The sequence below is a fragment of the Bradyrhizobium sp. CCGUVB14 genome, assembly GCF_024199935.1.
Classification (GTDB): Bacteria; Pseudomonadota; Alphaproteobacteria; order Rhizobiales; family Xanthobacteraceae; genus Bradyrhizobium.
Genome location: NZ_JANADS010000001.1, coordinates 9,524,614 through 9,548,087, shown reverse-complemented (window position 1 = coordinate 9,548,087; position 23,474 = coordinate 9,524,614). Strand labels below are relative to the sequence as shown.

The window sequence follows — 23,474 nt, the reverse complement described above, 5'->3', positions numbered from 1 at the left end:
ATGACCACCAAGCCAGAGATGACGGCTGCCGAGATCGCAAGCGCGGTCGCAGGCCGCAAGATGTCCGCGCTCGATGCCACCGAAGCCGCCCTCGCGCGCATCAAGCAGCACGACACGATCCTCAACTCCTTCACCGACGTCACCGCCGATCGCGCCCGTGCGAAATCGCGCGCGATCGATGCCGATATCGCGGCCGGCAAGACCGTCGGTCCGCTCGCCGGCGTGCCCTTTGCGGTGAAGAACCTCTTTGACGTCGCGGGCCTGCCTACGCGCGCCGGCTCGAAGATCAATCGCGACCTCGCGCCATCCAAGCGCGATGCCGCGCTGATCGAGCGCATGGAAGCTGCCGGTGCCGTGCTGGTCGGCGCGCTCAACATGGGCGAATACGCCTACGATTTTACGGGCGAGAACGTCCATGACGGTCCCTCGCGCAATCCGCACGACACCACGCGGATGACCGGCGGCTCGTCGGGTGGCTCCGGCAGCGCCGTCGGCGGCGCGCTGGTGCCGATCGCGCTCGGCTCGGACACCAATGGCTCGATCCGCGTGCCGTCCTCGTTCTGCGGCATCTTCGGCCTGAAGCCGACCTATGGCCGGCTGTCGCGTGCGCGCTCCTTCCCGTTCGTCGCGAGCCTCGATCATCTCGGCCCGTTCGCACGTTCCGTCACCGATCTCGCGCTCGCCTATGACGCGATGCAGGGCCCGGATGCCGACGACGGCGCCTGCACGACGCGTGGGCTGGAGCCGACACTGCCGTTGCTCGCCAATCCGGTCTCGGATTTGCGTATCGCGATTGCCGGCGGCCACTTCCAGAAGAACGTGTTTCCGGAAGCCGTCGAAGCCGTCAGCCGCGTCGCCAAGGCGCTCGGTGCGAGCAAGGTCGTGGATGTGCCTGAAGCCTCCCGCGCCCGCGCCGCGGCCTACGTCATCACCACCACCGAAGGCGCCTCGCTGCATCTCGATCGCCTGCGCAAGCGCCCGAATGATTTCGATCCGGCCGTGCGCGACCGGCTGATCGCCGGTGCCATGGTGCCTGCGTCGCTGGTCGACCGCGCGCAAAAGTTCCGCCGCTGGTATCGCGCGCAATTCGCCGAGATCTTCAAGACCGTCGACGTGCTGATCGCGCCGGCAACGCCCTGCACGGCGCCAAAGCTCGGTCAGGTGAACTTTACCCTCGACGGCGTCGAGCTGCCGGTGCGCGCCAATATCGGCATCCACACCCAGCCGATCTCGTTCATCGGCCTGCCGGTGGTCGCGGTCCCTGTGCCGCTCGAACCGCTGCCGATCGGCGTGCAGATCATTGCTGCGCCCTGGCGCGAGGACATCGCGTTGCGCGTTGCGCACGCATTGGAGAAGATGGGCGTGGTCGCCGCGCCGTCGCCAAGGGGACTTTGAGAGGAATTTGAGATGGAGATCGATCTCCCCGATGTGATCGCGGAAGTCAAAGCCGCGTTCGAACGCTATGAGCAGGCCCTCGTCACCAACGACGTTGCCGTGCTCGGCGAGTTGTTCCGCAACGATCCCCGCACGCTGCGCTACGGCATCGGCGAGAACCTCTATGGCTATGAGGCGATCTCCGGCTTCCGCGCCGGCCGCTCGCCGGTCGGCCTCAATCGCCGCACCGCGAGGACGGTGATCTCCAGCTACGGCCGCGATACGGCTGTCGCCTCCACCCTGTTCTATCGCGACACGGCTCCCGGCAAGGTCGGCCGGCAGATGCAGACCTGGATTCGCTTCCCGGAGGGCTGGCGCGTCGTCGCCGCCCATGTCAGCATCATCGACGAGTCGAAAGAGACCTGACCGTATGACGCTTGACGATTTTCCGCCCGGAACACTGCCGGCCGAGCCGGTCGTGCCGCGCGTCGACCGTGCCTCGCCATCGGTGCAGAAGGTCACGCGCGCCGAGGAACTGCGTCTTCAGTTGGCCGACGAGATCGTGCGGGGAACTCTCGCGCCCGGCGCTCCGCTGGACGAGACCGACATCGCGCGGCGCTTCAGCGTCTCGCGCACGCCGGTGCGCGAAGCGCTGCGGCAGCTGGTCGCGAGCGGCCTGGTCGAGGCGCGGCCGCATCGCGGCGCAGTGGTCGCGCAGCCGTCGATCGAGCGTCTGACCAGCATGTTCGAGGCGATGGCGGAGCTGGAGGCGCTGTGCGCCGGCCTCGCCGCGGAGCGGATGTCGGCCGCCGAGCGTCATGGACTCGAAGCCATCCACGAGGAGCTCCGCGTCCTCAGCTACGCCGGCAATCCCGATCGCTTCCACGAGGTCAACGAGCGTTTTCATAACGCGATCTATGCCGGATCGCAGAACGGTTACATCGCCGAGATCACGCTGGCGACGCGGGTGCGCGTGCAACCATTCCGCCGCGCCCAGTTCCGCAATCTCGGCCGTCTCGCCAAGTCGCAAGCCGAGCACGACCGCGTCGTCGTCGCCATCATGCGCGGCGACAAGCAGGGTGCCGCGGCTGCGATGCGCGCACATATCGAGCTGGTGCGCGGGGAGTACGAGATTTACGCGGTGTCGGTGTGATCTTGCCGTGATCTCGTAGGGTGGGCAAAGGCGCAACGCGCCGTGCCCACGATTCTTGCGTGATGGATGGAGATCGTGGGCACGCTTCCGCCTTCGCTCTTCGAGCTACGGCGGACAAGCCGCTTTGCCCACCCTACGAGACTTATGTTGTCGCGGCTTCCTTCATATACGCGCGCCAGCCGCCATATGCCGTGATATCCCGCGCCTCGCCCAAGACTTCCGGCTCGACGAGAAAGCCCTTCAGGCTGCGGCCATCGGCGAGCCGGATCGTCCCGATCGCCATCGGCGCAGGAATCGCGTTGACGAACTTGCCGAAGTCGGACGACGACAGCGACCAGATCTCCAGTTCAATGGACGCACCCTTGCCGGCTTCGACGCGCAGCAGGCCCGGCTTCGGCGGCGTGGTCTTCAGCGCATAGAGCCTGTAGTCCGGCGCGGTCTTGGTCGCTTCGATCAGCCTTGCATTCAGCGCCTTCAATTCGCCGTTCAGCGCCATGCCCGAGAGATGTGCGCCGACCACCGCGATCGGAATCTCGTCACCGCTGTTTGCGGGAAGCGCCGCAAGCGGTGCCTGCGCCACGCTCTTCGCACCAATTGTCAACTTCGTATCGGCATGGAAGATGCGGCCGATGCTCGCAAGCATCGCGTCGCGACCGGCGGGCGCCAGCAGCGTGATGCCGAACGGAATGCCGTCCGCGCGCATCGATGCCGGGATGGCAAGACCGCAGAGGTCGAGCAGGTTGACGAAATTGGTGTAGGTGCCGAGCCGGCTGTTGAGCTCGATCGGATTGGCCAGCACCTGCGCGGTCGTGTACGCTGTCGGCGCCGTCGGCAGCACCAGCGCGTCGATATTCGCAAATGTCCGCTCGGCGATCTTGCGCAGGCCCTGCAGGCGGTAGAGCGCGGAGAAGGTCTCCGCCGCTGTGAGCCGCGCGCCGGCTGCAGTGATCTCGCGCGTGACCGGATGAATCGAATCGGGCGCGGACGCCAGGAGGTTCTTGATCACGAGATAACGCTCGGCGACCCAGGGCCCCTCATAAAGCAGCCGCGCCGTCTCGTAGAACGGCTCGAGGTCGAACTCGACCAGCGTAGCACCGAGCGCGGTCCAGCGCTTCAGCGCATCGGCGTAGGCCGCCTCCGACTTCTTGTCGCCGAAGAAGATCAGTTGCCCGTTACGCGGCACGCCCAGGCGCAGATTCCCCGGGAGCGGCGTGAGCGCGCCCAGCGGCCGGTCGCGCGAGAACGGATCGGCCTGATCGGGACCCGTCATCACGGAAAGGGCGAGGGCGGCGTCGTCGACCGTCAAAGCAAATACCGAGATGCAGTCGAGCGTGCGGCACGCCGGCACGAGACCCGCGGTCGAGATCATGCCGAGGCTCGGCTTCAGCCCGACGATGTTGTTGAGCATCGCCGGCACGCGGCCGCTGCCGGCCGTGTCGGTGCCGAGTGACAGCGGCACGAGGCAAGCGCCGACCGCCACGGCGGAGCCGGAGCTCGATCCGCCCGGAATGAGATCCTCACGGATCGCATTTTTGGGAATGCCATAGGGCGAACGCACGCCGACGAGGCCGGTCGCGAACTGGTCGAGATTGGTCTTGCCGATGATGATGGCGCCGGCCGCGCGCAGGCGCTCCACCGCGGTCGAGTCATGGGCCGGCGTAAAGGAGAAAGCCGGGCAGGCTGCCGTGGTCGGAAAGCCCAGCGCGTCGATATTGTCCTTCACGGCGACCGGCACGCCATAGAGCGGCAGGCTGGCGGCGTCCTTCGCGGCAAGCTTTTCGGCTTCCGCGAGCGCGTCCTTCTCGTCGCGCAGGCTGATGAAGATCGCGGGATCGTTGTGGTCGCGAATGCGCTGATAGGTCCGCGCGACTGTCTGCGCCGGCGTCATCGTGCCCGCGCGATGCGCGGCCACGATTTCGGCGATCGTTTCAGGCTGCTCAGCCCCCATGGTGACAAAACTCCGGCAACAGGTCTTACCCGGATTGAAGCAAGCGATGTGCCATTGTGTACATTATCCGGGCAGCGCGGTCGCCCCGGATAATATCGTGAGATCATAGACTTGAGAGATCCGTTGGCTAGTGAGCAGGCTGCGGTCGTTACGCCCTGTTCCGGGCATTTGCTCAAATCGTGTGCAGTCCGGGATCAGGTGAAGTCAGCCAGGATCCGGAGCAGCCGCTCCCGGTTCGCCTTGCCGAGCTTCTCCTCGACATGCCGCTCGTGTTCGGCGGCGAGCCGCTTGAATTTGGCCAGCGCCGTCTCGCCCTGGCCGGTGAGATGCAGCGCGTGCGAGCGCCGGTCCTCTTTCGACTTGATCCGCTTCACCAGCTTGCGCTGCTCAAGGCTGTCGAGCAGGTGCACCAGCCGGGCGCGCTCGATGCCGAGACGCTTTGCCACCGCCATCTGCGACAGGCCTGGGTTGGCGCCGATCACCGTCAGCACCGAATATTGCGTCGGCCGGATGTCGACATCGCCGAGCGTCTTGATGAAATCCTGAAAGATCCAGATCTGGAAGCGCCGCACCGCGTAGCCGGCGTGGCCAACCAGTGCGTCCAGTCCGATCTCGTCCGCGTCGATCCGCCGCGCCGCGCCATTGCCGGTGCGTTTGCGGGGGGAAGTCTGGGCTGCGCTGGCTGTCACATTGCATCTCCTGCCGCACGACCTTAGCGCCTCGATGGCTCCAGCGGAAGATTGTTGTTGACGACAACAATTGTCCCGCCCAACATTATCGTCAAAGCGGCCCGGAACGAGGCTGCGGCCGATCCCTGATACGGGCGAGGAGGAAACCATGATTTCAGCCGCACACGGTGACGCTTCGAGCCTGTTCGCAGCACCAAAGACCGTCGCCGAGCATCGTGCCGACGGCAGCATCGTGCTGCGCTCGGGCGAACCCTTGCGCGATTGCGCGCGCTGCGTCGGCGACTGGCTGGAGCATTTTGCGCGGCAGACGCCGGATACGATCTTCCTTGCCGAGCGTGACGGCGCCGATGCGCCCTGGGCCACCGTGACCTACGCGGGTGCTTTGCGCCGCGTCCGCGCCGCGGCGTCGTGGATTTTGGCGCAGGGGCTCAGTGCGGAGCGCCCCGTCGTCATTCTCTCGGACAACAGCATCGATCATGCGCTGCTTGCACTCGCGGCCCAGCATGTCGGTGTGCCCTCGGCCGCGATCTCGCCGGCCTATTCGCTGATATCCAGGGATTTTGACAAACTGAAGAGCATGATCGCGCTGCTCGAGCCCGGTGCGATCTACGTTTCCGCCACCAAGCCGTTTGCTGCCGCGCTCGCCGCGATCAAACCGCTGCATACGGCACAGATCATCAGTGGCAATGCCGGCGACGCCGATGCGCTTGCCTTCCGCGCTATCGCGGCAACGCCGGAAATTCCCGGCGTCACAAAGGCCTTCGCCGCCGTGACGCCCGACACGATCGCGAAATTCCTGTTCACCTCGGGTTCGACCGGCACGCCAAAGGCTGTCGTCAACACCCAGCGCATGCTGACCTCCAGCCAACAAGCCAAGGCGCAGACCTGGACGTTCCTCGAGCAAGGTGGAAGCGACCTCGTCATTCTCGACTGGCTGCCCTGGAGCCACACTTTTGGGGCCAACCACAATTTCAATCTGGTGCTGCGCAACGGCGGCTCGCTCTATATCGACGGCGGCAAGCCTGCGCCCGGATTGTTTGCGACGTCGCTTGCGAACCTGAAAAGCGTGATGCCGACGGTCTATTTCAACGTGCCGCGCGGCTTTGACATGCTGATTACGGCGCTGCGCGGCGATGAGGAACTGCGCCGCCGCTTCTTCGGCGAGGTGAAGTTCGCCTTCTATGCCGGCGCGGCATTGCCGCAGAATCTGTGGGACGCGCTGGAGGAGCTTTCGATCAAGACGGTTGGTCGTGCCATGCCGATGGTCTCGGCCTGGGGCTCGACCGAAACCTCGCCGCTGGCGACCGATTGCCATTTCCTTGCCGAGCGTTCCGGCAATATCGGCGTGCCGATTCCCGGCACCGAGCTGAAGCTCGTTACCTCCGGCGACAAGCTGGAGGTGCGGGTACGCGGCCCCAACGTCACGCCGGGCTATTGGAAGGCACCGGAGTTGACCAGGCAGGCCTTTGATGAAGACGGCTTCTATCTCATCGGCGACGCCGTGAAGCTCGCCGATGCCGATCGGCCGGAGCGCGGCCTGTTCTTCGATGGCCGTGTTGCGGAAGACTTCAAGCTCAACTCGGGCACCTGGGTCAGCGTCGGCACACTGCGCGTCGCCGGCATCGCCGCGCTTGCGCCGCTCGCGCAGGATATCGTCGTGACCGGTCATGGCGGCGACGAGGTGCGGTTTCTGGTGTTCCCGAACATGGTCGCCTGTCGCGCGCATGCCGGTTTGCCGGAGACGGCCGGCGCGAATGACGTGCTGGCGCATGACAAGGTCAGGACGGCCATCAAGCAAGGGCTCTCAAAACTGAAACAGCAGGGCGCCAATTCCTCCGGCCACGCCACGCGCGCGCTGCTGCTCGCCGAGCCGCCGTCGGTCGATGGCGGCGAGATCACCGACAAGGGCTACATCAACCAGCGCGCGGTTTTGACGCGCCGTGCCGATGCCGTGGCGCGGCTAAATGATGAGGCGTCGGGTGAGTGGATTGGGCTGTAGCTGAGCCCGCGCTGCTCTTAACCTCTCCCCGCTTGCGGGGAGAGGTCGGATCGCTCTTGCGATCCGGGTGAGGGGGTATAGGTCCAGTGACACTCGCGTGCGCGGAGAGAGGCCCCTCACCTCAACCCTCTCCCCGTAAGAACGGGGAGAGGGAGAAGCGGAAGCGGCTTTCTCCAAATACGCCAGCCATTCTGCCGCATTATCCTGCATGATTCTTTTGTTGCCTAAGCAACTAATTTATGCGAACCGTTCCAGACAAGGATGACGGCGGGTCGAACCGCTGCGCCTGTTCCTGGAGGAAACTATGCTCGGCAGAATGGGTGCCGCGGGCAAACGACAGCGTATGCCCGTGAGTGACGCGGGATCGCGCCCGGCGCGTGTCCTGTCAGGCCTCGGTGCCGCCCGTCACCGCGCCAAGATTCTCGTGCAATCGGCGCAGCAGGTCGATCAGCACCTCGCGCTCGTCCTTGTTCAGGCAGGACAGCAAGCGCCGCTCCCGTTCGAACGCCGCGACGATCACCTTGTCATGGGTGGTGCGGCCCTTCGCGGTCAGCGAGATCGAATGGGTGCGGCCATCGTTGGGGTCGGTGCGGATCGACACATGCCCGCGCTTCTCAAGGCCGGCGAGCGTCCGGCTCACCGGGCCCTTGTCGAAGCCGATGACGTGGCAGATGCGCGAGGCGGGAATGCCGGGCTCGATCGCCAGCAGCGACATGATCCGCCACTCCGTGACGTTGACGCCGAACTGCCGCTGATAGAACGCGGTCGCGCTGTTCGAGAGCTTGTTGGCGATAAAGGTGATGAACGCCGGGACGTAACGATCGAGATCGAGCGTCGGCCCGGTTTCAGCGGGCGCAGGCTTTTGGCGGGATCTGGTCGAAGGCGGCATATCGGGAATCTGTCTCGCGGCGTGCCCGAAGACCTAAGGGCAAGCGCCGCCCTTTCACAAGATCAAAATGAGGGAGGACTTTTATGAGCGCACCCGGCTCCGCCATGTCAGGCGTCCCGCATCTCGACGTCGATCCCTTCGACATGAACTTTTTCGCCGACCCTTATCCGACGCACGAGCTGCTGCGCGAGACGGGTCCGGTCGTCTATCTCGACAAATGGAAGCTCTATGGCGTGGCGCGCTATGCCGAGGTTCATGCGGTCCTGAACGATCCCGCGACGTTCTGCTCCAGCCGTGGCGTCGGCCTGTCCGACTTCAAGAAGGAGACGCCGTGGCGGCCGCAGAGCCTGATCCTCGAAGCCGATCCGCCCGAGCACACCCGCACCCGCGCGGTGCTCGCAAGCGTGCTGTCGCCCACCGTGATGAAGGGGCTCCGCGACCGCTTTGCCGCGGCGGCCGAGGCGCGCGTCGATACTCTGCTGGAAAAGCGCAGCTTCGATGCGATTGCGGATCTTGCGGAGGCGTATCCGCTCTCGATCTTCCCGGATGCGCTTGGGTTGAAACCGGAAGGCCGCGAGAATCTCATTCCTTATGCGAGCCTTGTGTTCAATGCCTTCGGCCCGCCAAACCAGCTGCGCCAGGACGCGATCGAGCGCTCGGCGCCGCACCAGGCCTATGTCACCGCGCAGTGCCAACGCGAGAACCTGACGCCGGGCGGCATCGGCGCCTGCATTCACGCCCATGTCGACGAGGGTGCCATCACGGCGACGGAAGCACCGCTGCTGGTGCGCTCGCTGTTGTCGGCCGGCCTCGACACAACGGTCAACGGGATCGGTGCCGCCGTCTATTGCCTGGCTCGCTTCCCCGATCAGTGGCAGCGCCTGCGCAGTGATCTCACGCTCGCGCGCAACGCGTTCGAGGAGGCTGTGCGGTTCGAGAGCCCGGTGCAGACCTTCTTCCGCACCACCACGCGCGATGTCGAGCTGTCAGGTGCGACCATCGGCGAAGGCGAGAAAGTGCTGATGTTCCTCGCTGCCGCCAACCGCGATCCGCGGCGCTGGGACAAGCCTGACAGCTACGACATCACGCGCCGCACCTCCGGCCATGTCGGCTACGGCTCGGGCATCCACATGTGTGTCGGCCAGCTCGTGGCGCGGCTCGAAGGCGAGACGATGCTCTCGGCCTTGGCCCGCCGCGTTGCCAGCATCGAGATTACCGGCGAGCCAAAACGCCGCTTCAACAACACGCTGCGTGGGCTCGACAGCCTGCCGGTGACGATCACGCCGGCCTGACACCGCCGGCGGCGAAAACAATAAAGGGGAGGGACCCATGAAGAACTTGAAATGGACGCTCGCGCTCGCCGCGAGCCTGATCGGCGGCGCGGCGAGCGCCGAGATATCCGACAACGTCGTTCGCGTCGGCGTGCTCAACGATATCTCCGGTATTTTCCAGGACACCAACGGCATGGGCTCGGTCGAGGCCGCGCGCATGGCGGCCGAGGATTTCAACGGCGGCGGCAAGGGCATCAAGGTCGAGATCGTCTATGCCGACCACCAGAACAAGGCCGATGTCGGCAACGCCATCGCGCGCAAATGGCTCGACGTCGAGGGCGTTGACGCCATCGTCGACGTGCCGAATTCGGCGGTTGGCCTTTCCATCAACACGTTGTTGCGCGACAGCCGCATGACGTTCCTGGCGTCGTCGACCGCGAGCGCCGATCTCACCGGCAAAGCCTGCTCGCCGAACACCATCCAATGGGTCAACGACACCTGGGCGACCGGCAACACCACGGCCGCGGCAATGATGTCGCGCGGCGGCAAGGACTGGTATTTCCTGACGGTCGACTATGCGCTCGGCAAGGGCATCGAGGCGGAAGCGCAAAAATATATCGAAGGCCACGGCGGCAAGGTGCTCGGCTCCTCAAAGCATCCGCTCGGGACGTCGGACTTCGCCTCGTTCCTGTTGCAGGCGCAGGGCTCGAAAGCGCAGGTGATCGGCCTTGCCAATGCCGGTGGCGACACCATCAACGCCGTGAAGCAGGCGGCCGAGTTCGGCATCCAGCAGGGCGGCCAGAAACTCGTCGCCTTCCTGCTCTTCATCAACGACGTCCACGGCATGGGCATCAAGGTCGCACAGGGCCTGCAGCTCATGGAAGCCTTTTACTGGGACATGAACGACGACACCCGTGCGTTTGCAAAACGGTTTGCCGCGCGGCCCGGCATGAACGGCAAGATGCCGAGCGGCAACCAGGCCGGTGTCTATGCGTCCACGCTCGCTTATCTCAACGCGGTTGCCGCGACCGGCAGCGACAATGCCAGGGACGTCGTCCCTGAAATGAAGAAGTTCAAAGGCAAGGACAAGCTGTTCGGCGACACCGCAATCCGCCAGGACGGCCGCGTCGTGCATCCGATGTATCTGTTCGAGGTGAAGAAGCCGGAGGAGTCGAAATATCCGTACGATTATTACAAGCTGGTCTCGACGATTCCCGCGGAGCAAGCATTTCGCCCGATGGCAGAGGGTGGGTGCGAGTTGGTGAAGTAGGGCGTAGCTGCAAGTGCTTCTTCACCCTCCAGGGGAGGGTAAGCGAAGCCTCTCTCACGCCACCTTGCTGCTCCCTTGCGTGATCAGCCTCGCCGCCCGCTGGTCCCGCGCGTAGATCCAGAGCCAGCTCAGCGCCACGCTGAGGCGGTGGCGCAGGCCGATCAGGAAGTAGATGTGGGCGATGCCCCAGATCCACCACGCGATGGTGCCGCGCAGCTGCACCTTGCCGAAATCGATCACCGCGAGCCGCTTGCCGATCTGTGCGAGGCTGCCGGAGTGCTTGTAGCGGAATGCGCCCTTGCTCTCGCCCCGCAGCCGCGCCTTGATGGTTTCGGCGACGTGGCGGCCCTGCTGCTTCGCGGCCGGCGCGATGCCGGGCACCGGCTTGCCCTCCCAGGCATTGATATTGATGGTGTCGCCGATCGCGAAGATTTCGGGATGGCCCGGGATGGTGAGATCGTCTGCGACCTGCACGCGCCCGGCGCGATCAGCCGGTGCGCCGAGCCATTCGGCGGCGGGCGAGGCGCGCACGCCGGCGGCCCAAATTCGTGTCTTGGCCTCGAGCAGCTTGCCGCCGAACACGACGCCCTCACGATTGATCTCGGTGACGGCCTGTCCGAGCACGACCTCGACGCCGATCTTTTCCAGCGAGGCTTGCGCATAGGCCGAGAGATTGTCGGGAAAGCCTGCGAGCACGCGCGGGCCGGCCTCGATCAGGACCACCCGGGCCTTATGGGTGTCGATGTTGCGGAAGTCTTCGGGCAGCGTGTGGTGCGCCATCTCGGCGATGGTGCCGGCAAGCTCGACGCCGGTCGGGCCGGCGCCGACGATGACGAAAGTCAGCCGCGCCGCGCGCCTGGCCGGATCGGTCTCGCGCTCGGCGCGCTCGAACGCCACCAGGATGTGACGGCGCAGCGTGGTCGCGTCTTCCAGCGTCTTCAGGCCGGGCGCCCAAGCCTCCCACTCGTCGTGGCCGAAATAGGCGTGGCGCGCGCCGGTGGCGAGCACCAGCGTGTCGTAGGGCACCTCGCTGCCATCGTCGATCAGCACGCAGCGCCTGTCGGCATCGACGCCGCTGACGGTCGCAAACAGCGTCGTCACTTCGCGCCGGTCGCGCATCAAATGACGCACCGGCCAGGCGATCTCGCTGGTCGCGAGCGAGGCGGTCGCGACCTGGTACAGCAGCGGCTGAAATAGATGATGGTTGCGGCGGTCGATCAGCGTGATCTCGACCGGCGCGCCCGCCAGCCGGTAGGTCGTCTCCAATCCGCCGAAGCCTGCGCCGACGATAACGACGCGATGCGGTGTCGTGGTCATGATGCCCTCGAATCTCGCTGCTCACTTTCCTCATTTAAGTGCGAATTGGGCGCCGCGGTCCAATAGCCGTCGTCAATCGGGGAATAGGCCCGATGTATCGATTGGCCGCGAAAAAGCGCCGCAGCCTCGGCCGAAGTGAGTAGAATTATATTTCTTGCCATCCCCATTTGGGGCGAAATATGGTGCAGGGGCGGGCGCTGAGCCATTGGCGGCGCGACAGATTTTGCGTTCAATAGAGACAGACCCGGGGCGGCGATCACCCCGTTTCCGGGATCAATAATAAGGAGGGGAGTGGTTATGAAGACAGCATTCTGGCTGGCGGGTGCGGCTGCGCTCGCGCTGGCGAGCCCGGCATTCGCCGGCGACACCATCAAGATCGGTTTCGTCTCGACCTTCAGCGGCCCCACCGCCGTGATCGGCAATGACATGCGCAACTCTTTCGAGCTCGCGCTGGATCACATGGGCCGCAAGATGGACGGCAAGCCGGTCGAGGTGATCTACGAGGACGACGGCCAGAAGCCCGATGTCGGCAAGCAGAAGACCGAAAAACTGGTGCAGTCCGACAAGGTCGATTTCATCGTCGGCTATATCTGGTCGAACGTGCTGCTCGCCTCGCTCAAGACCGCGGTGGATTCGCAGACCTTCCTGATCTCGGCCAATGCCGGCCCGTCGCAGCTCGCGGGCGAGCTGTGTTCGCCTTACGTGTTCTCGACCTCCTGGCAGAACGACCAGACGCCGGCCGCCATGGGCCTCTACATGAACCAGAAGGGCGTCAAGAGCGTGTTCCTGATCGGGCCGAACTACGCGGCCGGCAAGGACATGCTTGCGGGCGTGAAGAGCACGTTCAAGGGCGAGGTCAAGGGCGAGGAATACACGGTGTGGCCGAGCCAGCTCGACTTCTCCGCCGAGCTCTCCAAGGCGCGCGCCTCGGGCGCGGAGTCGATCTTCGTGTTCTATCCGGGGGCTGCCGGCGTGCAGTTCCTCAACCAATATGCGCAGGCCGGCCTGAAGAGCACGATGCCGCTCTACACGGCGTTTACCGTCGACGAGTTGTCATTGCCACTGCAGAAGGAGAACGCGCTCGGCGTTCCCGGCGCGCAGGAATGGGTCAACGACCTCCCCAACGAGCAGAACAAGCGCTTCGTCGCCGACTACCGCAAGAAGTATACCGGCTTGCGTCCGACCTATTACGGCGCCCAGGCCTATGACGCGGCCCAGCTGATCAACAGCGCGGTCGTCGCCGTGAAGGGCGACACCAGCAAGAAGGACGCGATGAAGGCCGAGATGGAGAAGGCCAACATCAAGTCGCTGCGCGGCCCATTCAAATACGGCAAGAACCACATCCCGGTGCAGAGCTTCTATCTGCAGGACGTGGTCAAGGACGGCGAAGGCCAGCTCTCGCTGAAGACCGTGGCGACGATCGTGGAGAACGACCAGGATCGTTTCCACGACAAGTGCACGATGAAGTGAGGTCTTAGCCTCTCCCTCTCCCCGCAAGCGGGGGGAGGGAAACTACACCCGCGGCACGCTCGATGGCCGCACCTCGCGGGCCTGCGCCGCGAGCCTGATCCCGGCATTCGCCGCACCAAAGCCCTGATAGCTCCGCCGCTCCACGATCTCGAAGAAGAAGCGCTCATCAAAGATGTGCGTGTAGACCTGGAAGAATTCACCATCGCCCTCGCGGTCGTAGAGGATGTGGTTGGCGCGGAGTTTTGCCATGACATCGGGCGCGAGGTCGTATTTGGCCTCGATGTCGTCGTAGTAATTGTCAGGGATATCCAGGAAATCCGCGCCGCGGGCGCGCATCGCGGCAACGGTGGCAAAGATGTCCTCGCACGCGAACGCGACATGCTGCACGCCTGAGCCGAAAAACTCCGAGATGAAGCGCGCCGGCAGCGTGCGGTTGGCGGAGGAGCCGTTGACGACAAAGCGCAGGCTCTGGTCGCCATTGATGAGGGCCTGACTCTGCACGAGACCCCTGGGGTCGGCGATCTCCATCTGCGGCAGTCGCTTGAGGTCGAGGATGCCGGTGTAGAACAGCAGCCAGGACAGCATCTCGTCGTAAGGCATCGATTGCGCGATGTGGTCGATGGCGAGCAGCGCATCGGCGCTTGCATCGCTCGCGACTGGCGCAAAATCCGTGTCCCAGTTCTTGCCGGCCTGGTCGAGGAAATACAGGAGACTGCCGCCGACGCCGTGGATCGCGGGGATCTCCAGCTCGCCCGGTCCGACCGGCTGGTAGAAGGTGCGCGCCTTCAGCGTCTCCGCCCGCTGCATCGCAAGGCCGGCATTGTCGACATCCAGCGCGATGGCGCAGACACCCGGACCGTGGGTGACGTAGTGGGAATGCGCAAAGCCGTCGGTCTCGGAATTGATCACGAGCTCGACCTTGCCCTGCGACCAGCGCTCGACGGCCTTGCTGCGATGCTTGCCGCTTTTGCGGAAGCCGAGCTGCGAAAACAGATGCGCGAGCTCGCCGGCCTTGGTCTCGTTGACGGCGAACTCGATGAAGCCCGTGCCGCTGCTCTTGGCCTTCGGCGCCAAGGGCTCGCCTACGAGCTTCGGCCAATCCGGCGCGAGCTGGTCCTGCAACAGGATCAGCGAGCGCAGGCCGTCGACCGCGGTCTGTGCCGCCGAGCCGGCGCGGAACTGATCGTTGAAGATTTCCAGAGACCACGGACCGGAATAGCCGGTTGCCGCGATCGCCTGCATGAACTCGCCGACCGGCAGATCGCCCTGGCCGGGGAAGGAGCGGAAGTGGCGGCTCCAGGAGAGGATGTCGAGCTCGAGCTTGGGAGCATCGGCGAGCTGCACCAGAAAGATCTTGTCGCCAGGGATCGAGGCCATCGCGCGCACCGGGAAGCCGGGCGCCAGCGCGTGAAAGCTGTCGAGGATGACGCCGATCGCGGGATGATCGGCGCGGCGGACGATCTCCCAGGCATCGCGATAGTCGTTGACATGCCGCCCCCAGGCCAGCGCCTCGTAGCCGACGCGCAAACCGCGCTTGGCGGCGCGGTCGCCGAGCTCGCGGAAATCGTCAGCCGCGCGGTCGATGCCGCCGAGCGAGCTCGGGGACACGTTGGAGCAGATCAGCAGCAGATCGGTGCCGAGTTCCTGCATCAGGTCGAACTTGCGCTCGGCGCGGGCAAAGTTGCGCGCGCGTTGCGGCTCGGGCATGCCTTCGAAGTCGCGGAACGGCTGGAACGCGCAGATCTCGAGATTGAGGTCCTTGCAGAGCTTTGCGATGTCGCGCGGGCCAGAGCCGAACGACAGCAAATCGTTCTCGAAGATCTCGACCGCCTCGAAGCCCGCGGATGCGATGGCGCGAAGTTTTTCGTCCAGCGCCCCTGAGAGGGAAACGGTTGCGATCGAGCGCTTGTTCATGCTGCCTGCTCCATGATGTGGCCCGGCGATATTTTTTGGCCCGTACGTGCTGCTTCGCTGACGGCCTCGACAACCGCAAGCGTGCCCATCGCGTCTTCGACGGAGATCAGCGGTTGTTCGTGGCCGGCGATCACGGCGAGGAAGTGCCGCAGCTGCTCGGCGAGGGGATCATATCCTGCGAGTGCGACGGGATTGCGCGATAGCGGCGCATGCCAGCCCGGATTTTGCGGATAGGACCACAGCTCCATGGTCGGCACCGAAAGCGAGCCGTTCGTTCCGGCGAAGACGTAACAGGGCTGATCCTGCCTGGGATAGACCGCGTTCTCGCCCGCGGTCAGCTCCCAGCTCCACGGCGCCGGCGTCGCATCGGAGACCGTCACCGTTCCCAGCGCGCCATTGGCGAAGCGCAGCAACAGGGCCGCGGTGTCCTCGACCGCGAAACCGCGCACCATGTTCGACGTCAGCGCCTGCACCTCGGTGATCTCGCCGCAGACGAAACGGAGATTGTCGATGTCATGGATCAGGTTGATCAGCAGCGGCCCGCCGCCCTGCTCGCGTCGCCAGGTGACCTCGAAATAATCGTCGGGCTTCTTCAGGAGCCACAGCCCCACCACGGCGGTGAGCTGGCCGAGCTTGCCGCTCGTCACCATCTCGCGGGCCGACTTGATGATCGGATTGTGCCGGCGGTGATGGCCGACCAGCATCGGCACGCCGGTGCACTTTACCGCCGCGCACAGGCGCTGCGCGGCGGCGACCGTCTCGGTCACCGGCTTCTCGATCAGCGCGGGCACGCCGGCTTCGACGCAGTCGAGCGCCATCGGCAGGTGCAGCGTGTTGGGAGAGGCGATGACGAGGCCGTCGGGCTTCTCCTGCGCCAGCAGCGCGCGATGGTCCGGATGGCAGGGCACGTTGTGCGCCAGCGCGTAATCCTTTGCTGCGGGCGAGGGATCGGCGATCCCTGCCAGGACGCAGTCCCCGGACGCCTCGATCAATTCGATATGACGGCGGCCGATCAGGCCGGCGCCGGCAACGCCGATGCGCAATTTTGCATTCATGCTGCACTCTCCTCCATGGCGCCACCGAGGAAGAGCTGCCCGATGCGCGGATCGTTCAGGATGCGCTCGGCCTTGTCGACCATGCGGGTCTGGCCGAGCTCGAGCACGATGCCGATGTCCGAGATCTCCAGCGCCGAGCGTGCGTTCTGCTCGATCATCAGGATGGTGACGCCGCGGTCACGCAGGCTCTTCAGAATATCGAAGGTCTGTTGCACCATCAGCGGCGACAGGCCGATCGAGGGCTCGTCGATCAGCACAAGCTTTGGTTCGAGCAGCAGCGAGCGGGCGATCTCGAGCTGCTTCTGCTCGCCGCCGGAGAGCGTCGAGGCCTGTTGCGTCGACTTTCGCCGCAGCGCCGGGAACAGATCGAGGGCGGCCTCGATCCGCGTCGGCAGGTCGATGCCTTTCCCCGCAGAGACGCCACCGAGCTCGATGTTGCTGCGGACCGAGAGCTCGGGAAAGATGTTGCGGCCCTGCGGCACGTAGCAGATGCCGGCATTGAGCAGCGCGCGCTGGCTCAAATTCGTGACGTCGCGGCCTGCAAAGCTGATCTTGCCGTCGCGCAGCTTCAGCAGGCCGAAGATCGCCTTGAACACGGTCGACTTGCCGGCGCCGTTGGGGCCGATGATGGTGGTGATGGTCGCCGGCGGCACCGAGAATGTGGTGCCGTTCAGGATCGTCATCTTGCCGTAGCCACCGACGAGGTTGTGAACCGAGAGGATCGGATCGCTCATGGCTCGTTGTCCCTAATGTCCGAGATAGGCTTCGATCACGGCGGGGTTTTTCCGGACCTCGTCCGGCCGCCCCATCGCCAGCACCTTGCCTTCCGCCATCACCATCACGCGCGAGCACAACGACATCACGAACTCCATGTTGTGCTCGATCACGACGAAGGTCGCGTTCTTCTCGCGGTTGATCGCGACGAGGCGCTCCTTCAGATCCGACAGCATGGTCGGATTGACGCCGCCCGCGGGCTCGTCGAGCAGCACCAGGCGCGGCCCGCCCATGAAGGCCATGGCCGCATCGAGCAGCTTTTGCTGGCCGTAGGAGAGACCACCGGCAGGTTCCGCGGCGAGATGATCGAGCTTGAAGAAACCGATCATCTGGTTGGCGGCGTCCGTCAGCCCGGCGTCGGAACGGCCGACGAGGCGCGAGGCCATGTTGCCCTGATGCTCCTGTCCGGCGAGGATCAGATTTTCGCGCACCGAGAGTTTTGGAAACACCTGCAGGAGCTGGAAGGTGCGGCTGACGCCGAGCTTGTTGAGCTCGGAGGGGCGCAGGCCGGTGACGAGCTTGCCGTCGAGCTTGACCTCGCCGCCTGATGGCGTGAGCTGGCCGAGGATGCAGTTGAACAACGTCGACTTGCCGCAGCCGTTCGGGCCGATCAGGCCGAGGATCTCGCCCTCGCGAACATCGAAGGAGACGCCGTCGACCGCGGTAATGCCGCCAAAGCTCTTCTTGATATTGGTAACCTCGAGGACCGCACTCATTGCGCCGTCTCCAGCCGGGATTTTGCGACGGCGCGCAATGCGGAGGCCGCCTTGGTGCGGCGTGCGGCCATGTAGCGATCGAGGATTCCCAGAATGCCTGTCGGCGACCAGATCAGCAGTCCCATCACTGCGATCGCGTAGAGCATCAGATAATACCCCTCCGTGAAGCGGAGCCATTCCGGCAGCAGTACCGCGATCATGGCCCCCAGGAAGGGACCAAAGTAGAAGCCGGCGCCGCCGACGATCACCATCATCAGGAGATCGAGCGAGAGCGACAGGTTGAACGGCACAGGGTCGATATATTGCGTCAGCGGCGCATAGAGCGCGCCGGCGATGCCGCCGAGCGCCGAGCCGATCGCAAATGCCATCAGCGTGTAGCGGCGGGTATCGATGCCGAGCGATTGCGCGCGCAGCGGATTCTCGCGCAGCGCCATGAAGGCGCGGCCCCAGGGCGAGCGAATCAGCCACCAGACCGCGACGGACACGATCGCGAGCGAGCCGAGGCAGACATAGTAGAACGGCAGCGGCTTGTTGGTCGCGATGCCGAAGAAGTCCGGCCGCGGAATGTTGGAGATGCCGTAGATGCCGCCGGTGAGCCAGCTCTCGTTGCGGAACACCAGGAAGGCAAGGGTCGAGAAGGCGAGCGTGACGAAGGCGAGGTAGTGATGCTGCACCCGCAACGCCGGATAGCCGAGCACCCAGCCGATCGCGAAGGCAAGCACGATTGCGACCAGGATCGCCGCGGGCAGCGGCCAGCCATGCGTCGTCATGATCGCCGATGCATAAGCGCCGATGCCGACGAAGGCGCCCTGCGCCAGCGAGACCTGGCCAGCATAGCCAAGCGTGAGATTAAGACCCATCGCCGCGATGGTCATCACCGCCCACTGGCTCAGGATGAACAGGCCGTAGCGGTTGAAGTTCATGGGGACGACGATCAGGCCGGCAATGACGATGAGTCCGAGCGCGATCTTCAGGGGTTTGGCAAAGCCGCTCATACCGTGCGCTCCTCGGCGCGGCCGAGCAATCCTTGCGGCCGGAACAGGATGACGGCGATCAGGAACATCATCGGCACGGCGGCGCGGTACTGCGTCGAGACATAGGCTGCCGCGAGATTGTCGAGCACGCCGATCAACAGGCCGCCGGCGATGGCGCCCCGCACCTGGTTGAAGCCACCGACGATCGCGGCGATGAAGGCGGCCTGGCCGAGCACTTCACCGGAGGAAAACTTCGCCAGATAGATCGGCGTGATCAGCAGCGAGGCCAGCGCGACCAGGAAGGCGTTGATCAGGAAGGTCAGCAGGATCATGCGCTCGACGGGCACGCCGATGATGCGCGCCACCGTCGGGTTTTGGGCTGCCGCCTGCATCTGGTGGCCGAGCGAGGTGCGGTTGAGCAGCGTCGTCAGGCCGAACACGGCGAGGATGGCGACGACCAGGACGCCGATGCTCTGCAGCGAGACGGCGTGGCCGAGGATGGAGATGTCGCCGGTCGGCACGATCGACGGAAAGGGCGACGCCTCCGCGCTGAAGAACTGCTTGACGGCTTCCTTGATCCCGATCGCCAGCGCCATGGTCGCAATCGCGAGCGGCAGCACGCCATGGCGCATCATCGGATCGACCAGCAGCATCTTGAAGGCCAGCCCAAGCAGGATCATCGACAAGAGGATGCCGAGAATGATCGCGAGCCAGAACGGCGCGCCGACATGCATCGCCGCCAGCATCAAAAATGCTGGCAGCATCACGAACTCGCCTTGCGCGAAGTTGATGGTCTGCGAGGTCTGCCACAGCAGCGTGAAGCCGACCGCGACCAGCGCATAGATCGCGCCGGTGGCCAGTCCCGCGACCAGAAGATCGAACAGATTGGACATTTTCCCCTCTTGTGTCCCACGTCCGGCTCTATCGTCTCCCTCGCCCCGCGCTTGCGGGGAGAGGGTGGGGTGAGGGGCTCTCTCCGCGAGCCTAACTCTCACCATTTTTGCGGAAGCGGCCCCTCACCCCAACCCTCTCCTCGTAAGAACGGGGAGAAGGGGAAGAGAGATCTCTCCCCGCGAAGAGCGGGGCGAGGGAGAAGGGCAAAGAACGCCTCACTTCACCTTCGGCAGCACCTGCTTCACGACCTGCTTGCCTTCGACCACCTCGACCAGAAAACTCTGCCGGTCGATGTCGCCGTTTGCATCGAAGGTGACGTCCATCAAAATGCCCGGCTCGTCCGCGGCCTTGATGGTCAGGCCGTGCAGCGTATCGGCGAAGGCCTTGGAATCGACCTTGCCCATCTTCTCGGTGGTGGCCTTCACCATGTAGACGGCGAGGTAGCCCTTCAGGCCGTTATGGTCGGGCACGTAATTGTACTTCTTCGAGAAGCGGTCGCGGAAACCCTTGATCAGGTCGACCGGCGCATCCGTGGTGAGGCCGACATGGCCGCGCGCGCCGTTGGCGGCGTCGCCGGCGAGCTCGATCACCTTCTGACCGATCAGCGTGGTCTCGCCCATCAGCGGCGCGGTGACGCCCTGGCGCTTCAGCTCCTTGAGAATACGCGCGCTCTCTTCCTCGTTCAGATAGACGAACACGGCGTCGGGATTGGCAGCCTTGATCTTGCCGACGTCGGCGGCGAAATCGGCCTGACCCGCCTCGGTGGAGAGATCCGCGACGACCTTGGAGCCGAGCCGCTCCAGCTCCTTGACGACGACGTCGCGTCCGCCGCGGCCGAAGTCATTGTTGACCCAGACCACCGCGACCGACTTCGCCTTCATGTCGTCGTGGATGTATTTTGCGACCTTCGGCATCGAGGACTGCTGGCCGAACGAGGTGCGGAATAGGAATTTGTTGCCGGCCTGGGTCAGTTCGGCGGCTTCGCCACCCATGATCTGGGCGATGCCGGCTTCGGCGGCGAGTGGGGCGGTGACCTTCACCGAGCCGGAATAGCCGGGGCCGAGCAGCACATAGGGTTCGGCATCGAGCGCCTTCTGCACCTGCGCGCGGGCGACGCCGGGGTTCGACTGCGAGTCGGCATGGGTGACCTCGAGCTTGCGGCCGAGCACGCCGCCCTTGGCGTTGATCTCCTCAATGGCGAGGTCGATGCCGTTCTTCCAGTTGGTGCCGACGGTGGCGCCGCCGCCGGAGAGTTCGGCGACGTCGGCGAGCTTGATCGCCTGCGCATAGGCGCCCGATGTCGTGATTGCTGTGAGCAGCGCGCCCACCAGTAGCGTTGATTTCATCGTCCTCTCCTCCCGTTTCAATTTTGCAAGCGGCCTTGTGTCCGGCCGCTTCGCTTCAAGCTGCCTGATAGGCGGCGCTGCGCGCGGCCATCACGGCGTCAAAAGCCTCTCCCATGACTTCGGTCGACGGGGCAAGGCCTGTGAACAGTTCGAAGGCGTCGGCAGCCTGGTAGATCGCAAGCTCGCGCCCGGTCATGATCCGCGCGCCCTTCTCCTGCGCTGCGGCAAGGAGCGGCGTGATCAGCGGCGAATAGACGGCGTCGGCGACCCACAGGCTTTCGCGCAGCAGCGTGGGCGGGACCGGGGTGTCGCGGTTCGGCAGCATCCCGACCGGCGTGCCGTTGACGAGGCCGGTTGCGCCGTCGAGCGCGTCCTCGACGCTCCTGGCGACCCGCGCGCCGCCATGCTTGGCCAGCAGCGCGGCGAGTTTTTCGGCTCGCGCCGGCTCGCTGTCGAAGATGCGGAGGTCGGCCACCTTCAGGCTCGCCAGCGCAAAGGCGATCGCCTTGCCGACGCCGCCGGTGCCGATCACGGCGACCGCGTTTCCGGCAGGAGCCAGCAACGGCTTGACGGCGCGCGCAAAGCCGGTGGTGTCGGTGTTGTGGCCGATCAGGCGGCCGTCCTTGACGACGACGGTGTTGACCGCGGCCATGGTCGCCGCCGTCGTAGCCAGCTCGTCGAGCAGCGGCACCACTGCTTCCTTGTAGGGAAAGGTGACGTTGACGCCGGCAAAGCCGAGCCGGCGCACGCCCTCGAGCATCATGCTGAGGCCGGTTGCGTCCGCACCGGCGACCTCGATGAGCTGATAATGGCCGCGCAGGCCAAGCGCTTCGGCGGCGCGCTCGTGCATGGCGGGGGAGGCGGAATGGGCGATCGGCGCGCCGATCAGGCCGGTCAGGAGTTTCTTGGGGGCGATGGGTCCGCGGCTAGACATGATCCACTATCGTCTCTTGATCGTCTGTTGGGGGCGCGTTGAGGTCCGGCCATTAGCGGGGAAATCCGCACCATTCCAAGAGGGACGATAGTCTTTCCCCTGCCTAACACAATTACCCATTTAGCCAGCAAACCTAACATAATGTTATTTCTTGCGCCCGCGCCCCGAGGCGGCCCTGCCGTTGCCGCGGGACGGCTCGACCGCGCGCATCTCGGCGCGCAGGGACTCGATGAAATATTCGACATGGAGCGACAGCGGGGCGCCGCGCTTCACCGCAATGTAGGTGTCGAACCGGGTCGGCTCGGTGATCTTCAGGAGCTCGATGCCCGGATAGCCGCCATGGGCCACGGTGAACTGGTCGATGATGGCAATGCCGAGCCCGGCCTTCACCAGCGCGCAGACCGTGGTGCCGAACCGCGCGCGGATGGTGATGTTGTACTCCAGCCGGTTGCGCGCAAAGATCTCGGCCATGATGCGGCCGTAAGGGTCGTTCGGATCGATCCCGATCAGCGGATAGCGGGTGATCTCGGCGGCGGAGACCTGCTTGCGGCCGGCAAGCTCGTGGCCGGGCGGCACGATGCAATAGAGCTCGCCCGAGGCAAGCGGCATGAAATCGAGGCCGGAATGCTCCAGCCGGTAGCTCATCGCCACGCACTCGCCGCGGCCGAGCATGAGATAGTCGATCGCTTCCTCGAGCTTGAGGATGTTGATGTCGATGCCGAGGTCGGGATAGCGGCGCCGGACGCGCTCGATCGCGCGCGGCACCATCACCTGCGAGATGCTCGGCACCGAGCCGATGCGCAGCTCCGACAATCCGCCGCGGCCGATCTTGGAGATGATCTCGGAGAGGTCGTCGACCTTCTTGTAGACGCCGTTGATCTGCTCGAAAATGTTCTCGGCTTCCGGCGTCGGGAAGTAGCGGCCGTTCTGGCGCTGGAAGAAGCGGATGCCGAGCGAGCGCTCGGTGTATTTGACCAGCCGGCTGATCCCCGGCGCCGACACGTTCAACAGCTTCGCCGCGCCGCCGATGGTGCCCGTCACCATCACGGCACGGATCACTTCAACCTGGCGCAGAGTCATCATGGTCTTGGCATCCGAAAGACGATCGTGGCGGCGATCATCTCACGGAAGCTGTGACGTCAGCCAGCGGCAAGTGGGACTTTGGTGGAGGGGAGGAGGACGGGTAACGTCGCGGTCAGGGTGTTTCGACCAAAAGCAGCGCGCTCACATCGAAAGACATCGCCACGCGATCGGTTGCATCGGCGTCGTCTGCTGCACCTGCGTGCTATCTCGCAGGATTTTCCGGTGAAGCGCTGTCGACGAGCTTGGGGCGCTCGCTTTGCAGCACCTCGCGCGCGAACTCGATGATCTTCTGCTTGTTGGCCGTATCGCGCACGGCGAAAAACACGCGGTTCAATTCCAGGCCGAGCACGCTGTTGAGGGCGATGTTCTCGTCTTCCATCGTGGCTTTCCCGCTCTAGACACCT

At 64.8% G+C, this 23,474-nt stretch carries 21 protein-coding genes; 7 read left to right on the top strand and 14 right to left on the bottom strand.

From position 1 onward, the window contains the following. Genes NLM32_RS44720 through NLM32_RS44710 form a run of 3 tightly spaced genes read left to right on the top strand, consistent with a single transcriptional unit; the run spans window position 1 to window position 2,527 of the window. Window positions 1-1,395, top strand: coding sequence for an AtzE family amidohydrolase (locus tag NLM32_RS44720; RefSeq protein WP_254134997.1), 1,395 nt, complete (start codon window positions 1-3; stop codon window positions 1,393-1,395). 12 nt (window positions 1,396-1,407) lie between these two features. Then, window positions 1,408-1,800: an oxalurate catabolism protein HpxZ gene (hpxZ, locus tag NLM32_RS44715; RefSeq protein WP_254134996.1), complete on the top strand. Its 393-nt coding sequence runs from the start codon at window positions 1,408-1,410 to the stop codon at window positions 1,798-1,800. 4 nt (window positions 1,801-1,804) lie between these two features. Beyond that, window positions 1,805-2,527, top strand: coding sequence for a GntR family transcriptional regulator (locus tag NLM32_RS44710; protein WP_254134995.1), 723 nt, complete (start codon window positions 1,805-1,807; stop codon window positions 2,525-2,527). Window positions 2,528-2,669: 142 nt separating this feature from the next. Here NLM32_RS44710 and atzF read toward each other — a convergent pair whose 3' ends face one another. Both atzF and NLM32_RS44700 read right to left on the bottom strand, forming a co-directional pair. Beyond that, window positions 2,670-4,475, bottom strand: a complete 1,806-nt coding sequence (gene atzF / locus NLM32_RS44705; protein ID WP_254134994.1) for an allophanate hydrolase — start codon at window positions 4,473-4,475, stop codon at window positions 2,670-2,672. 194 nt (window positions 4,476-4,669) lie between these two features. Further along, window positions 4,670-5,164: a MarR family winged helix-turn-helix transcriptional regulator gene (locus tag NLM32_RS44700; protein ID WP_254134993.1), complete on the bottom strand. Its 495-nt coding sequence runs from the start codon at window positions 5,162-5,164 to the stop codon at window positions 4,670-4,672. Window positions 5,165-5,312: 148 nt separating this feature from the next. On the opposite strand from NLM32_RS44700, the gene NLM32_RS44695 reads away from it, so the two are divergent. Further along, complete coding sequence (locus tag NLM32_RS44695; RefSeq protein WP_254134992.1) at window positions 5,313-7,163, top strand: feruloyl-CoA synthase; 1,851 nt, start codon at window positions 5,313-5,315, stop codon at window positions 7,161-7,163. A gap of 385 nt (window positions 7,164-7,548) precedes the next feature. On the opposite strand, the gene NLM32_RS44690 is transcribed toward NLM32_RS44695, so the two are convergent. Next, complete coding sequence (locus NLM32_RS44690; protein ID WP_254134991.1) at window positions 7,549-8,052, bottom strand: MarR family winged helix-turn-helix transcriptional regulator; 504 nt, start codon at window positions 8,050-8,052, stop codon at window positions 7,549-7,551. Between the two features lie 83 nt (window positions 8,053-8,135). Here NLM32_RS44690 and NLM32_RS44685 point away from each other — a divergent pair, with 83 nt between their 5' ends. Both NLM32_RS44685 and NLM32_RS44680 read left to right on the top strand, forming a co-directional pair. Continuing rightward, the gene (locus NLM32_RS44685) at window positions 8,136-9,344 is read left to right on the top strand and encodes a cytochrome P450 (RefSeq protein ID WP_254134990.1); all 1,209 of its coding nucleotides are present in this window, start codon (window positions 8,136-8,138) and stop codon (window positions 9,342-9,344) included. Between the two features lie 37 nt (window positions 9,345-9,381). Then, window positions 9,382-10,593, top strand: a complete 1,212-nt coding sequence (locus NLM32_RS44680; protein WP_254134989.1) for an ABC transporter substrate-binding protein — start codon at window positions 9,382-9,384, stop codon at window positions 10,591-10,593. A 54-nt stretch (window positions 10,594-10,647) separates the two neighbouring features. Here the strand turns inward: NLM32_RS44680 and NLM32_RS44675 are convergent, their stop codons facing one another. After that, the gene (locus tag NLM32_RS44675; RefSeq protein WP_254134988.1) at window positions 10,648-11,910 is read right to left on the bottom strand and encodes an NAD(P)/FAD-dependent oxidoreductase; all 1,263 of its coding nucleotides are present in this window, start codon (window positions 11,908-11,910) and stop codon (window positions 10,648-10,650) included. A 297-nt stretch (window positions 11,911-12,207) separates the two neighbouring features. Here NLM32_RS44675 and NLM32_RS44670 point away from each other — a divergent pair, with 297 nt between their 5' ends. Next, window positions 12,208-13,380, top strand: coding sequence for an ABC transporter substrate-binding protein (locus NLM32_RS44670; protein ID WP_254134987.1), 1,173 nt, complete (start codon window positions 12,208-12,210; stop codon window positions 13,378-13,380). A gap of 42 nt (window positions 13,381-13,422) precedes the next feature. On the opposite strand, the gene NLM32_RS44665 is transcribed toward NLM32_RS44670, so the two are convergent. From NLM32_RS44665 to NLM32_RS44620, 10 genes are all read right to left on the bottom strand, one after another. After that, window positions 13,423-15,294 carry a bifunctional sugar phosphate isomerase/epimerase/4-hydroxyphenylpyruvate dioxygenase family protein gene (locus NLM32_RS44665; protein ID WP_254134986.1) on the bottom strand — a complete coding sequence of 624 codons (1,872 nt, stop codon included), beginning with the start codon at window positions 15,292-15,294 and terminating at the stop codon, window positions 13,423-13,425. Continuing rightward, complete coding sequence (locus tag NLM32_RS44660; RefSeq protein WP_254134985.1) at window positions 15,291-16,349, bottom strand: Gfo/Idh/MocA family protein; 1,059 nt, start codon at window positions 16,347-16,349, stop codon at window positions 15,291-15,293. Before NLM32_RS44660 ends, NLM32_RS44665 begins: the two co-directional genes overlap by 4 nt. Next, window positions 16,346-17,083: an ABC transporter ATP-binding protein gene (locus tag NLM32_RS44655; protein ID WP_254134984.1), complete on the bottom strand. Its 738-nt coding sequence runs from the start codon at window positions 17,081-17,083 to the stop codon at window positions 16,346-16,348. The genes NLM32_RS44660 and NLM32_RS44655 overlap by 4 nt, the downstream gene beginning before the upstream one ends. A gap of 12 nt (window positions 17,084-17,095) precedes the next feature. After that, complete coding sequence (locus NLM32_RS44650; protein WP_254134983.1) at window positions 17,096-17,839, bottom strand: ABC transporter ATP-binding protein; 744 nt, start codon at window positions 17,837-17,839, stop codon at window positions 17,096-17,098. Further along, on the bottom strand, window positions 17,836-18,834 hold the full coding sequence (locus NLM32_RS44645; RefSeq protein ID WP_254134982.1) for a branched-chain amino acid ABC transporter permease: 999 nt from the start codon (window positions 18,832-18,834) through the stop codon (window positions 17,836-17,838). Before NLM32_RS44645 ends, NLM32_RS44650 begins: the two co-directional genes overlap by 4 nt. After that, window positions 18,831-19,706, bottom strand: coding sequence for a branched-chain amino acid ABC transporter permease (locus tag NLM32_RS44640; RefSeq protein ID WP_254134981.1), 876 nt, complete (start codon window positions 19,704-19,706; stop codon window positions 18,831-18,833). The genes NLM32_RS44645 and NLM32_RS44640 overlap by 4 nt, the downstream gene beginning before the upstream one ends. Before the next feature lie 216 nt (window positions 19,707-19,922). Next, window positions 19,923-21,053: an ABC transporter substrate-binding protein gene (locus NLM32_RS44635; protein ID WP_254134980.1), complete on the bottom strand. Its 1,131-nt coding sequence runs from the start codon at window positions 21,051-21,053 to the stop codon at window positions 19,923-19,925. Window positions 21,054-21,108: 55 nt separating this feature from the next. Then, window positions 21,109-21,987, bottom strand: a complete 879-nt coding sequence (locus NLM32_RS44630) for a shikimate dehydrogenase (protein WP_254134979.1) — start codon at window positions 21,985-21,987, stop codon at window positions 21,109-21,111. Window positions 21,988-22,131: 144 nt separating this feature from the next. Further along, window positions 22,132-23,070, bottom strand: coding sequence for a LysR family transcriptional regulator (locus NLM32_RS44625; RefSeq protein ID WP_254134978.1), 939 nt, complete (start codon window positions 23,068-23,070; stop codon window positions 22,132-22,134). A 202-nt stretch (window positions 23,071-23,272) separates the two neighbouring features. After that, entirely contained in the window at window positions 23,273-23,449 is a 177-nt protein-coding gene (locus tag NLM32_RS44620; RefSeq protein ID WP_254134977.1) for a hypothetical protein, read from the bottom strand. Window positions 23,450-23,474 lie beyond the last annotated feature (25 nt).